Genomic DNA, 13,760 nt, shown 5'->3' on the forward strand with positions numbered 1-13,760 from the left:
GCGCTTCCGTCGGGCTGCCGGGTGCTGTGCGGCGCGAGGCGTTGCCGCCGACCTGGCGCGGCGGCTGGTGCGCAGGCGGGCGAGGTCTGGAACCTGTACGGCCCGACCGAGACCACGGTGTGGTCGGCGCGTCATCGCCTGGATGCGGCGGACGCCCGCCCTGCGCTGGGCCGCCCGATCGGCAACACCACGCTGTACGTTCTGGATCATGATCTCAACGTTGCACCTGTTGGGGTTGCCGGCGAGCTTTACATTGGCGGTGCGGGACTGGCGCGGGGCTATTGGCGGCGCGGCGCGCTGACGGCGGAGCGCTTCATGCCTGATCCGTTCGGCCTGCCCGGAGCGCGGCTTTATCGCACCGGCGATGTGGCGCGATGGGGCGAGGACGGGGTGCTGGAGTATGTCGGGCGCGCCGACCATCAGGTGAAGATCCGCGGCTTCCGGATCGAGCTTGGCGAGATCGAGGCGCGGCTTGCGGCGCAGGCGGGCGTGGGTGCGGCGGTGGTGGTGGCGCGCGAGGCCGGGACGGGACGCCAGCTTGTCGGTTATGTCAGCGGCGAGGCTCTGGATGCTGCGGCGCTGAAGGCTGCGCTGGCGGCGTCATTGCCGGACTACATGGTGCCGGCGCGGATCGTGGTGCTGGAGCGGCTGCCGCTGACGCCGAACGGCAAGATCGACCGCAAGGCGCTGCCGCCGCCGGACCGGCTTGCGGCTTCGGCCGAGCACATCGCGCCGCGCACGCCGGCGGAAGCCGCGCTCGCGACGATCTGGGCGGAGCTTCTCGGCCAGCCTGTCATCGGCGTCACAGACAATTTCTTTGAGCTTGGCGGCGACTCGATCATTTCGTTGCAGATGGTGAGCCGCGCCCGCCGCCAAGGCGTCCTGATCGAGCCGCGCGATGTCTTCCAGCATCAGACATTACAGGAACTGGCGCGAGTTGCGCGCAACGAACGGAGCGAGGGCGAAGCTGCGCCCGAGGGGGATATCGAAGGCGGCGAACATCCGCTTGTGCCGATTCAGGCGCGCTTTTTCAGCGAGGATGCCGGGGAGCGCCATCACTGGAACCAGGCCGTTCTGTTGATACCGCAGTCACGGCTCGATTGGGCGGTTGTGGAGGCCACGATAGCTGCGATCGTGGCGCATCACGCGGCCTTGCGGCTCAGCTTCGAGGAGATCGAAGGGGGATGGCGTGCGGGTTATGGCGCCGCGCCCGAGCCCTCGGAACTGTTCTGGCTTCGAAGCGGCATTGGCGATTCGGCCGAAGTCACCGCAGTCGCTTCCGAGGCTCAGGCGAGCCTGTCGCTGACCGGGCCTCTCCTGCGCCTGGTTGGAATGGATCTCGCCGACGGCAGCCAGCGGCTCCTGTTGGTCGTGCATCACCTTGTCGTCGATGGCGTGTCGTGGCGCGTCCTGCTCGAAGACTTTGCGGCGGCCTACGAGCAGACCCGGCAGGGCAGGTTGCCGGTCGCGTTGGCACGGAGCCATTCCTATGCGTCCTGGGGCGCGCGGCTGCAGACCTATGCCCAGACCGAGCAGTTGGCGGCGGAACTGCCCTATTGGCTTGAACGGGGAGCGGGGACGGAGCTGCCGTGCGACGACGATCCGGGCATCGACCGGGCCGCCGACAGTGAGGAGGTTTTGCTCGCCTTCGACGCCGAGTTGACCGCGCGGCTGCTGAAGGAGGCGCCTTCGGCTTACCGGACGCAGGTCAATGATCTTCTGCTCGCGGGGTTGGCGCGGGCAGTCGCGCGCTGGAGTGGAATCGAGGAGATCGTCGTTGAACTCGAAGGACACGGCCGCGAGGATATCTTCGCGGGCGTCGATATCTCCCGGACGGTAGGGTGGTTTACCACCGCTTTCCCGGTGCGTCTGCGGGGCGGGTCGGCGGACGATGAGACGCTGATCAAATCCATCAAGGAGGAGCTTCGCGCGATTCCGAACCGCGGGCTTGGCTATGGCATATTGCGCTATCGCGGGACTGAAGCGCAAGCCGAGGCGCTGGCTCAGCTTCCCGAGCCCCGCATCGTCTTCAACTATCTCGGCCAGTTCGATTCCAGCGTCGGTGAAGGCGCGCCGTTCCGGCTCGCGCCCGAGAGCGCCGGGCCCGGGCGCAGCGGCAGCGCGCCGCTCGGCCGCTGGCTGAGCATCAACGGCCAGGTCAAAGACGGACAATTGCGGCTCTCGTTCAGCTTTGGCGGGAAGCGCTATCGCCGAGAAACGATTGAGCGATTGGCTGCTTCTTATGAGGGCGCCGTGCGCGAGCTGGTCGATCACTGCACCAGCGGCGCCTGCGGTCTGACGCCGTCGGATGTGGCATTGTCCGGCCTGGGCCAGGCCGAGCTCGATCATCTTGGCCTGGATTGGCGTGAGATCGAGGACATTTATCCGCTGTCGCCCATGCAGCAGGGCATGCTGTTCCACGCGATGCACGATGGTGAGAGCGGGCTTTATGTCAATCAGGTTGCCGCGGAATTGCACGGCGTCAATGCGGAAGCGCTGCGCCGCGCCTGGCAATCGGTCAGTGATCGCCATGCGGTTCTGAGAACGGGTTTCGTTTGGCGCGGTCTGTCCGGCTCGCCGCAGCAGATTGTCTATCGCCATGTCGAGGTGCCGTTTGTCGAAGATGACTGGCGTGCACGGGCCACAGGGTGGGACGAAGCCCGGTTGGAGGCTGCGCTGGCCGATGTTGCGCAAGGTGAGCAGGCTGCGGGTTTCGACCTGTCGCGGCCGCCTTTGCAGCGGGTGCGGCTGATACGGCTTGGGGACGACCGGCATTGGCTGCTGTGGACCCATCATCACATCCTGTTCGATGGATGGAGTTCGGCGCGGCTGATCGCCGAGGTGATGCAGCATGATGGCGAAGACCGGCTGCCGGCATTGCAGCATCGCTACCGCGACTATATCGCGTGGCTGCGGAGCCGGGATGGCGATGTGTCGGCGGCGTTCTGGCGCGATGCGATGGCCGGGCTGGATGAGCCGAGCTTTCTGGCCGAGCGTGTGGACGCGGAATCGTGCGGCCACGGCATGCTCGCGCTGGAGCTGGATGCGGCGCTGACAGGACGGCTGCAGCGGTTCGCAGCACGCGAGCGGGTCACGATGAACACGCTGGTGCAGGCTGCATGGGCGCAGTTGCTGCGGCGATATACCGGGCAGGGCACGGTCTGCTTCGGCGTCACGGTGTCGGGCAGGCCGCCGGAGCTCACGGGAGCCGACGAGATGGTCGGCCTGTTCATCAACACATTGCCGGTTGTCGACGGCGTTGCTCCGCAGCGGAAGGTTGGCGCGTGGCTGCGTGAGTTGCAGGATCACAATCTGGCCCTGCGCGACTTCGGCTGGACGCCGCTCCATGAGATCCAGCGTCTGGCGGGACGCCCCGGACGGCCGCTGTTCGACAGCATCCTGGTGTTCGAGAATTATCCGATCGACCGTGCTCTGACGGGCAAAAACCGCCAGGTCCGTGTCGGCAAGACCCGGATTGTCGAGACCAGCAATTATCCGCTGTTCGCGAGCGTCGGTATCGATGAGCGGTTCCGCCTGACATTCAACTATCAGCGCAGGCACTTTGATGAGGCGCAGATCGCGCGGCTGCAACATGCCTTTGTGCGCATCATGGAGGCGTTGAGCATCGATGCCGACCGGCCGGTCGGCAGGATCGCGGATCATGATCCCGCAGATGACAGACTGCTCGCCAGCGCCAACAGCACGGGCCGCGATGAACCGCGCCGGAGCATTCTCGAACAGTTTGAACGGCAGGTTCGGCGTTGTTGGGGTTCGATTGCGCTGGTGTTTGGTGAGGAGGCGCTGAGCTATGGGGAGCTGAATGGGCGTGCGAACCGGCTGGCGTGGCGGCTGCGGGCTCGCGGGGTCGGGACCGATGTTGTTGTCGGGCTGTGGTGCGAGCGCGGCGTCGGCATGATGGTGGCGCTGCTTGCGGTGCTGAAGGCGGGCGGGGCCTATCTGCCGCTGGATCCGGACTATCCGCAGGAGCGGCTGACGCACATGCTGCGCGACAGCGGCGCGGCGCTGGTGCTGACGCAAAGCGCGCTGCGCGGCCGGTTCGCGGCGGTGCTGGAGGAGACCGGCGCCGAGGCCTGGCTGATCGATGCGCAGCCCGAGGGAGGGAACGACAGCAACCCGGCCATCGCCGTGCCTCCCGAGAGCCTGGCCTATGTGATCTACACCTCGGGCTCGACCGGCGTTCCGAAGGGGGTGATGGTCCGCCACGATGCGGTGACGAACTTCCTGGCGACGATGGCGGAGCAGCCGGGCATGACGGAGAAGGACCGCGTGCTGGGTCTGACCTCGCTGTCGTTTGACATCGCGGTGCTGGAACTGTGGCTGCCGCTGACGGTCGGGGCGCGGGTGGTGCTGGCCGATCGCGCCGCGGCGCAGGATCCGGGCCGGCTGAAGGCGCTCGCGGCCGCGCATGAGGTGAGCCTGATCCAGGCGACGCCCGCGACCTGGCGGATGCTGCTCGATCACGAGGGGGCGCTTCCGTCGGGCTGCCGGGTGCTGTGCGGCGGCGAGGCGTTGCCGCCGGACCTGGCGCGGCGGCTGGTGGCGCAGGCGGGCGAGGTCTGGAACCTGTACGGCCCGACCGAGACCACGGTGTGGTCGGCGCGTCATCGCCTGGATGCGGCGGACGCCCGCCCTGCGCTGGGCCGCCCGATCGGCAACACCACGCTGTACGTTCTGGATCATGATCTCAACGTTGCACCTGTTGGGGTTGCCGGCGAGCTTTACATTGGCGGTGCGGGACTGGCGCGGGGCTATTGGCGGCGCGGCGCGCTGACGGCGGAGCGCTTCATGCCTGATCCGTTCGGCCTGCCCGGAGCGCGGCTTTATCGCACCGGCGATGTGGCGCGATGGGGCGAGGACGGGGTGCTGGAGTATGTCGGGCGCGCCGACCATCAGGTGAAGATCCGCGGCTTCCGGATCGAGCTTGGCGAGATCGAGGCGCGGCTTGCGGCGCAGGCGGGCGTGGGTGCGGCGGTGGTGGTGGCGCGCGAGGCCGGGACGGGACGCCAGCTTGTCGGTTATGTCAGCGGCGAGGCTCTGGATGCTGCGGCGCTGAAGGCTGCGCTGGCGGCGTCATTGCCGGACTACATGGTGCCGGCGCGGATCGTGGTGCTGGAGCGGCTGCCGCTGACGCCGAACGGCAAGATCGACCGCAAGGCGCTGCCGCCGCCGGACCGGCTTGCGGCTTCGGCCGAGCACATCGCGCCGCGCACGCCGGCGGAAGCCGCGCTCGCGACGATCTGGGCGGAGCTTCTCGGCCAGCCTGTCATCGGCGTCACAGACAATTTCTTTGAGCTTGGCGGCGACTCGATCATTTCGTTGCAGATGGTGAGCCGCGCCCGCCGCCAAGGCGTCCTGATCGAGCCGCGCGATGTCTTCCAGCATCAGACGATCGAGGCGCTGGCGGCATTGTCCCGCGACAACGATGTAGCCGAGGACCGGTCCGAGCCGGCACACGATGTGCTCGCGGAGTTATCGGATGATCAGCTCGAACGGCTCGGTCTGGATCCGAGCTGCATCGAGGACGTCTATCCGCTGTCCCCGATGCAGCAGGGCATGTTGTTTCATAGCCTGCGCGATGCCGACAGCGGCGTCTACGTCAACCAGATCAGCGTCGAGGTTCGCGGCCTCGACGCCGGCCGGCTGGGCCGGGCATGGAATGAGGTGACCGCACGCCATCAGATTCTTCGAACCGGCTTCCTGTGGCGCGAGCTATCAGGTTCACCGCTTCAGGTCGTCTATCGCGACGTGATTGCTCCATTCGAAGAGGACGACTGGCGCGGACAGGCGGTCAGCGAGGAACGGATCGCGGCGGCGCTTGCGGATGAACGCGCCGCCGGGTTCGATCTCTCCGCGCCGCCACTGCAGCGCGTGCGGTTGCTGCGGCTTGACGATCATCGCTATCGGCTGATCTGGACCTATCATCACATTCTGATGGATGGCTGGAGTTCGGCCCGGTTCGTTGGCGACGTACTGCAATGCTATTACGGGCGCGCGTCCGCAGCGAAGCCTGCTCGCTATCGCGACTATATCGCCTGGCTGCTGGCGCAGGATGCCGGCGCCGCGGAACAATTCTGGCGCGAACAGCTCAAGGCGTTCGACGAGCCGACGCAACTCGCCGACGCTTTCGGCGTGCGCCGCCATCAGGCATCCGGACATGCGCGCTGCTATACGCGGCTCGGAGAGGCCGCGACCGCGAAGCTCAAGGCATTCGCTCGCCGTGAGCGAATCACGCTCAACACCATCGTTCAGGCCGTATGGGTGCTGCTGCTGCAACGCTACACCGGCCAGCGGACCGTCACGTTCGGCGTTACCGTTGCCGGCCGGCCGGCCAGCCTTAACGGGTCGCAGCAGATGCTCGGGCTTTTCATCAATACGCTGCCCGTGATCGAAACACCTTCGTTCGCCAGTCCGATCGGAGAATGGCTGCGCACCATCCAGGATCGCAATGCGGCGATCCGCGGCTACGAGCATACACCGCTTTACGACATCCAGGGCTGGGCCGAGCGCTCCGGTCAGGCAATGTTCGACAGCATCATCGTATTCGAGAATTATCCAATCGAACGTAGCATGCGAGACGGCGACGGCTCGCTTCAATTCGGCGCTCTTAAGAACGTTGACGTGACGAACTATCCGATGGACCTGTCGGTTCTCGTCGAGGACACTCTTCAGATCGAATACACCTATATGCCAAGCCATTTTACGGCGTCGCAGGCGGATCAGATCAGGGTGCAGTTCGAGCACATTCTTGTCGCGATGACGCAGGACGCGTCGAGACGTCTCGCCAGTATTAATCCGGTGACTTCTATCGACGCTGCCTTTGCCGAAAGTTGCAATCGTCACGCGACGGCAAGCTCCCTGCTGCCACCCGTGCATGAAACGATCAGTGGTTATGCGAGGCGGCATCCGGCGCGAACGGCGCTTATCATCGGCAACACGGTGCTCTCGTTCGGTGCGCTCGACGCAAGGGCCAATCGTCTTGCGCATCACCTGATCGCCCGCGGGCTCAGGCGAGAGCAGCGCGTCGGCGTCGTGGTCGAAAGGACCGAGGCTACGATGATCGCGCTGCTCGCCGTCCTGAAAGCAGGCGGGGCCTACGTTCCGCTCGATCCCGAGCTTCCGCTGGAGCGGCGCACATTCGTCATGCGCGATGCCGGGATCTCGTTCCTGCTGACGGGGCAACTCGATGTGGAAGGCGGTTCGGATGGGATGGAAAGAATCTCTCTTCCATCGTTCGACTTTGATGCGGGACCGGATCATGCGCCGCAACCGGAGTTGCATGCCGGGAACCTCGCTTATCTGATCTACACCTCGGGCTCGACGGGATTGCCGAAGGGCGTCGCCGTTGCCCATGGGCCGCTCGCCATGCATTGCCAGGTCACCGGCCATCTGTATGAGATCGATGAGAGTTCGTGCGAGTTGCATTTCCTGTCGCTGGCCTTCGACGGTGCCCATGAACGCTGGCTGACGGTCCTGTCTCACGGAGCGCGGCTGGTGATGCGCGACGACGAACTGTGGACGCCGGAACAGACCGTGGAGAGCCTGCACGCGCATCGGGTCAGTCATATTGGATTGCCGCCGGCCTATCTGCAGCAGGTGGCCGAAGTGGTCGAACAGACGGGCAATCCGCCGCCGGTCAGGCTTTACTCCTTCGGGGGCGAGGCGATGCCGAAGGAGGGCTTCGACAAGGTCAGACGCATTCTGAAGCCGCAGATCCTGATCAACGGCTACGGGCCGACAGAGACAGTCGTTACACCGCTGGTCTGGAAAGTCGATGGCGCCGCCGAATGCGAAACGCCTTATGCGCCGATCGGCGTGCCGGTGGGCGATCGCCACGCCTACATTCTTGATGGCTCGCTCAATGTCATTCCCGCAGGGGTCGCCGGAGAGCTTTATCTGGGCGGTTTGGGGCAGGCACGCGGCTATCACGATAAGGCCGGCATGACCGCCGAGCGATTCGTGCCCGATCCTTTTTCGTCAATGCCCGGCGCCAGGCTGTACCGCACCGGAGATCTCGCGCGATGGCGTGAAGACGGCACCATCGAATATCTCGGCCGTAGCGATGATCAGGTCAAGGTCAACGGCTTCCGGATCGAGCTTGGAGAAATCCAGACCACGCTGCTTCGCCATAAGGAGGTGGAGCAGGCGGCAGTAGTGGCGCTGCCGCGCGCGAAAGGCAATCAACTCGTTGCCTATGTTGCGCCGAAGGCGGAAACGCATGCATCCGGAGATGCCGCCGACGCGCTGGCCGAAAGATTGGCCGCGTTCTTGAAACAGGTCTTGCCGGCCTACATGGTGCCGGCGCGGATCGTTGTGCTTGAGCGACTACCGGTGTTGTCGAGCGGCAAGGTCGACCGGCGCTCGCTGCCGTTGCCCGATGCCACCGCGCGAAGCTTCGTCGCTCCGCAAGGGCCTGTCGAAACCGCGATGGCGCGCTTGTGGGCTGACGTCCTCAAGGTGCCGCAGGTCGGCGTGACCGATAACTTCTTCGAACTCGGCGGAAATTCGATCCTTTGTCTCAGGATCGTGGCGCGACTCCGCCAGGACAAGACCTTCGGCATCGAGGTCAAGCTCCGCGATTTGTTGCAGAAGCCGACGATCCGCGCGCTGCTTGCCGGCAACGGCTCCACAGCTTCGGCATCCGCGCCGGCGCCATCGGCGCTGCTGCCGTTGAACGCGCCGGTTCGCGATGTTCAACCAGTGTTCTGCGTGCATGGCGGCTTCGGCACCGTTTTCGATTACGGAGCGCTGGCGCGCCGTCTGGAGGGACGCCGGCAGGTGATCGGGCTGCAATCGAGAATGCTGGTCGACAGCTCGTGGCGCGAGCGTTCGCTGGATGCTATGGCCGCCGACTATGCGACCGAGATCAGGCGAGTGCAGCCGAACGGGCCGTACAGCCTGATTGGCTGGTCGCTCGGTGGACTTGTCGCCGCCCTCGTTGCCGCCGAGCTTGAACGCTGCGGCGAGCGCGTCGATCGCCTTGCTTTGGTCGATAGTTTTGTAGTGCAGCCGCAAGCTGAATTGAGCGGGGAGGCGGCTGTTCACTGGGCCGATGAACTTGCGGGACTGCTGTGGGCCGTGCTTCCGCGAGCGGCGGCCGCTCACATCGACAGGCATATCGAAGCAGCCATAAGCAAGGGCAGCCCCGAGACCAGCGAGAACATCCGGAGTCTGGTCGCCCAGATCATGGGAGAGGCAAGCGGAATATCGATCGGCGAACAGGTGCTTGGTGAAGACGATATCGCGAGCGCATTCTCCGTAGGACGCTGCTTGAGAACGTTGACCCGCAGCGCCACTCCTCCGCGCCATCTCGCGGCTACGCCATTGTGCTGGTGGACATCGAGCCGGTTGGCGCAGCGCGATCGGCTGAAAGCGCAACTGCCCAACGCCGCCGATCGCGGAATCGTCGGAGACGACCATTTCTCCATTCTCAAAAACGAGCGTCTGCTGGACGAACTTTGCATCCTGCTGGCTCCGCAGGCTGCATCGATTGCGTTGCAGGATGCGATCCCGGAGCCGGCCGAATGAGTGCTGCCATGAATCTTCATCCGGACATCGCGGCGCTGCTCGAGATGGTGCAGGCAGGCGCTGAAAGCGGCGCGCGCGTTCCGTTTCCGCAACTGACGGCCGGGCAGGCGCGGGCCGATTTCGACGCATCCTCGCCGCTGCTCGATGTCGATCCGCCGGCGCTGGCTTGCGAGCGTCAGCTTTCCCTGCCGACGCGTGACGGCGCGGTAATTGCGGCGCGGCTCTATGCGCAGGAGAATCCTGATGGCCGCAATCCGCTTCCTGTCCTTCTCTATATGCACGGAGGCGGCTTCGTCGTCGGAAGCCTTGATTCACATCAGCCGTTGTGCCGCGGTCTTGCGGAAGACAGCGGCGCGGCAGTGTTGTCGATCGCTTATCGGCTTGCACCGGAGCACAAGTTTCCAACCGCCTTCGAGGATGCCGTCGATGCGCTGGCCTGGATCGGGCGCGAGGGACCTGCGGCCGGACTGGATCCAAATCGCGTAGCCGTCGGCGGCGACAGCGCCGGAGGGACGCTTGCGGCAGCGCTTGCCATTGAAGCCCGAAAGGATGGAAGCCTGCCGCGACCGGTGCTGCAGGTTCTCGCCTATCCGGGGCTGAGTTCCCGGCAAACCTCCAATTCGTACGAGAAGTATGGTTCCGGCTATCTGTTGGAACGCAGCACCGTCGATTGGTTTTTCCGACAGTATCTTCGCGACGATGGTGACCGCGAGGATTGGCGCTTTGCGCCGCTTGCCGCACCCGACCTTGCAGGGCTAGCTCCGGCGTTTATCGTGCTTGCCGAACTTGACCCTTTAGTGGACGAAGGGCGCGATTATGCGGCGAAACTCCGCGCCGCCGGTGTTCACGTCGATCTCAGGATATATCGGGGAATGATTCATGAATTCCTGCGCATGGGAAACGTCGTGGCGGATGCACTTCAGGCGCGAGCGGCGATTGGGGAGGCACTGGCCGCCGCTTTTCGCATGACGGAAAGCGAGCGAGCGGCGCGGTGTGGAACCACTCCGTGAATGATGATGCAGTTGCGGCGCGCCCTTCGAAGCGGATGGTGCTTGATGAACTTCAGCCGCTGACGCGCCACCCGGTCATCGGCTGCGACGTAAAGGCGGACGATGCTCACATTTTAATTATTAAAAGAGCATCGGTTCACAACTTAGAATCCGTAGAAACTGCTGCAAATAAGCTTTTGCAGGGGAGGAGCGCCATCATGTACTCGCATCATATTGGCTTGCTATGGCCTCACTCCAGCACGCGGCACTCATGATGCATTCACGAAGCGGCCTGACGGCACAAATCATGCACCTGCTGCGGCCCTATTGGCCGATCGTCCTTGGGGGCGTCATGCTCGGCCTCGTGGGAGGCGGAAGCGTTGCGGGGCTGCTCGCGGTCGTCAATCGGGGGCTCTATGCAACCCAAGCCGATGTTGTAACGCTTGTCATGGCGTTCGCCGCTCTGTGTCTCTTGATTCTGGTGGGCTCTATCGGCGCCGACATCAGCGCAAATTATGTTGGGCAGCGGATCATCGCCAGCCTTCGTGGCTCGCTTGCCGCAAAAATTCTAGCTGCTCCGATCGATCAGATCGAGATTTACCGGACGCACAGGCTGATCCCTGTGTTGACGCATGACGTCGACACCATCAGCGATTTTGCCTTCTTCTTTTCGCCCTTTTTCGTATCGCTCGTGATTACGCTGGGCTGTATGGTTTACCTGGCGATACTATCCTGGCCACTGTTTCTGATAACGGGCGCCGTCATCATCCTCGGTTCGCTAGCGCATGGGTACGCAAGGACGCGAGGCGTTCACGGGTTCAACGTCGCCCGCGATGCGGAAGATCGGCTTCACAAACATTATCGCGCGATTGCTGAAGGGGCAAAGGAGCTGCGGTTGAACCGCATCCGCCGCCAGCGCGTATATGCCGATGAGATTCAGCGCACCGTTGACTTGATCAGCAAGGTGCAGATCAAATCGATAAATCTTTTCGTGACCGCGCGATCCCTGGGCACGATGCTGTTCTTTGTCGTGATCGGCGTGGCGCTGACGCTGCGTCCCTTCCTGTGGCCGGACAGCCCTGCTGCGGTGTCCAGCGGTTTCGTGTTGGTGCTGCTCTATATGCGTGGTCCCGTTGATCAGATCATCGGCGTCCTGCCGGCGCTCAGCCGGGCTCAGGTCGCGATGCGCCGTATCGCCGAGCTTTCCGAGCAGTTCTCGACGCCTGAACATGATCTGTTGACCGCTCGTCCCGTCGGGCAACGAACAGACGCGATTGAATCAATCGAACTTCGAAATGTAACTTATGCATTTCGAGGTGTGCCAGGCAAAGCTCCCTTTGTGCTTGGTCCGGTTGATCTGCATATCAGAAAGGGGGATACCGTTTTCATCGTTGGCGAGAATGGAAGCGGAAAAACGACGCTTATAAAGCTGCTTCTTGGCCTCTACGCTCCGCACAGCGGCACCGTGTTTCGGGACGGCGTGGCCGTTTCGACCGAGACGCGAGACGATTATCGTCAGCTCTTTACGACCATTTTCTCCGACTACTATCTGTTTGAGGACATCATGCAGCGAGACGGCGTGGTTCCTGACGCCGCCGAGCGATACCTGAAGCGGCTGGAAGTCGCACACAAGGTCTCTGTGGAGAATGGCGCCTTTACGACAACCGATCTATCGACCGGGCAACGCAAGCGACTGGCCCTGATGAACGCGTGGCTCGAGGAACGGCCTGTCCTGGTGTTTGATGAGTGGGCTGCGGATCAAGATCCGACCTTCCGGCATATCTTCTACACCGAGCTGCTCCCGGATCTGAAGCGCATCGGAAAAACCATCATCGTCATCTCACATGATGATCGCTACTTCGGAATAGCGGACCATCTCGTACGGCTGCGAGAAGGCAAAATTGTCACGAGCGCGGAGAAGATTCACGACATGATCGTAGCTCCAGCAGTGCCAACAAACGCATCGCTTTAGAATGTCCGGATTTGCGACACATATAAGACGATAGTTTGCGTGTTCCGCACGGCGTTAGACCCGGATTGAACAAGATTTTTGACTTTGTAGGGAATCTAAATCGAGTTGCGGCTGCATTCCTTGTCATCTGATGCAGGACTGATTTACATCGCGCATAACGACGACCAAGATGCGAGGGGCCGGATGAACAAGGCTTCACAATCCGGAGATGGACCCTGCACGTTTTTGGTCGGACCGAATTCTGCGCTAACTGTCCTTCAGGCGGATGATCGTCTTCGTGTCGTTGCTGACGACGTGACTGTGCTGGAGTTGCGGCTTGATCGAGAAGTCGATCATCTCCATGTGTTGTATGCGTCGGACGATCAGAAGCTTACGACGCAGGCAATGTCGGCCTCTGCCGAAGCTCTCTTCGCGTGGCGGCCCAATCTTGATCGACTTGTCTTGGATGTCGTGGGTCAGGATTCGATCGTACGAGACCTTATCACCAGCGGCGTTGCGACCATCGCGAAAGATCGACTCGTTCTAGTTCCCGAGATGGTCATGCAGAGGCGGGATAACTGGCTTGTCAACCCGGAGCGGCAGCCATTGCCCCAGCTTCATGTCATGACGGACGGCAAACGGCATCCGCGCCGTGCTCCAAAGCCAACTGGCAAGGTGTACAGCCGATACATTCCATGGCTTGCGCAATCTGTCTCGTTTCAGATCGCTGACATCGACGATCATCTTCACTTGTTGCACCGTTGGATGAACGATCCTCGGGTTGATGCGTTCTGGAACGAGGCTGGTGATCTAGAGAAGCATCGGCGTTATTTGGCGGACAAATTGGCTGATCCACACATGCTTCCCATGATTGGCTGTTTCGGCGATGAGCCGTTCGGCTATTTCGAAATTTACTGGGCCAAGGAAAATCGTATCGCGCCGTTCTATGACGCCGACGACTATGACCGGGGCTGGCATGTCGTGGTCGGCAATGATGCTTTCCGCGGGCGCTCCTATATCAGCGCGTGGTTGCCCTCACTGCTGCACTACATGTTTCTCGACGATTGTCGCACGCAGCGGATCGTTGGCGAGCCCGCGGCTGCGCATTCTCAGCAAATCCGGAATCTCGAACGATCCGGATTTGCGAAGATCAAGAATTTCGATTTCGCCCACAAGCGCGCAACATTGGTTATGTTGCTGCGCGAGCGCTTCTTTGGCGACCGGCTCTGGCTTCCGGCGCCCGGTAGTCCGGTGGTCCTTTCCTAAGCTACGAG

The 13,760-nt window shown here is 62.9% G+C and carries 4 protein-coding genes and 1 pseudogene; all 5 read left to right on the forward strand.

Features of this window, described 5'->3' with window-relative positions; genetic code table 11:
* Positions 1-21: 21 nt before the first annotated feature.
* A pseudogene (locus NB311A_RS13360) lies at positions 22-9,546 on the forward strand (amino acid adenylation domain-containing protein); the annotation flags it as partial.
* Complete coding sequence (locus tag NB311A_RS13365) at positions 9,543-10,556, forward strand: alpha/beta hydrolase (protein WP_245257000.1); 1,014 nt, start codon at positions 9,543-9,545, stop codon at positions 10,554-10,556. The pseudogene NB311A_RS13360 and the gene NB311A_RS13365, both read left to right, overlap by 4 nt.
* Positions 10,553-10,810: a hypothetical protein gene (locus NB311A_RS21575; RefSeq protein WP_131522913.1), complete on the forward strand. Its 258-nt coding sequence runs from the start codon at positions 10,553-10,555 to the stop codon at positions 10,808-10,810. Before NB311A_RS13365 ends, NB311A_RS21575 begins: the two co-directional genes overlap by 4 nt.
* Positions 10,807-12,507, forward strand: a complete 1,701-nt coding sequence (locus tag NB311A_RS13370; RefSeq protein ID WP_050752117.1) for a cyclic peptide export ABC transporter — start codon at positions 10,807-10,809, stop codon at positions 12,505-12,507. The genes NB311A_RS21575 and NB311A_RS13370 overlap by 4 nt, the downstream gene beginning before the upstream one ends.
* Positions 12,508-12,690: 183 nt before the next feature.
* A complete protein-coding gene (locus NB311A_RS13375) occupies positions 12,691-13,752 on the forward strand; it encodes a GNAT family N-acetyltransferase (protein WP_050752123.1) in 1,062 nt (353 codons plus the stop codon).
* Positions 13,753-13,760: the final 8 nt, after the last annotated feature.

Origin of the sequence: Nitrobacter sp. Nb-311A, assembly GCF_000152905.1 — a bacterium.
In the GTDB taxonomy this organism is placed as follows: domain Bacteria; phylum Pseudomonadota; class Alphaproteobacteria; order Rhizobiales; family Xanthobacteraceae; genus Nitrobacter.

What these genes read in the sequence shown, in the direction of transcription:
- NB311A_RS13365 (WP_245257000.1), top strand. Translation starts at nt 9,543, where the DNA reads ATGAGTGCTGCCATGAATCTTCATCCGGACATCGCGGCGCTGCTCGAG.
- NB311A_RS13370 (WP_050752117.1), top strand. Translation starts at nt 10,807, where the DNA reads ATGATGCATTCACGAAGCGGCCTGACGGCACAAATCATGCACCTGCTG.
- NB311A_RS13375 (WP_050752123.1), top strand. Translation starts at nt 12,691, where the DNA reads ATGAACAAGGCTTCACAATCCGGAGATGGACCCTGCACGTTTTTGGTC.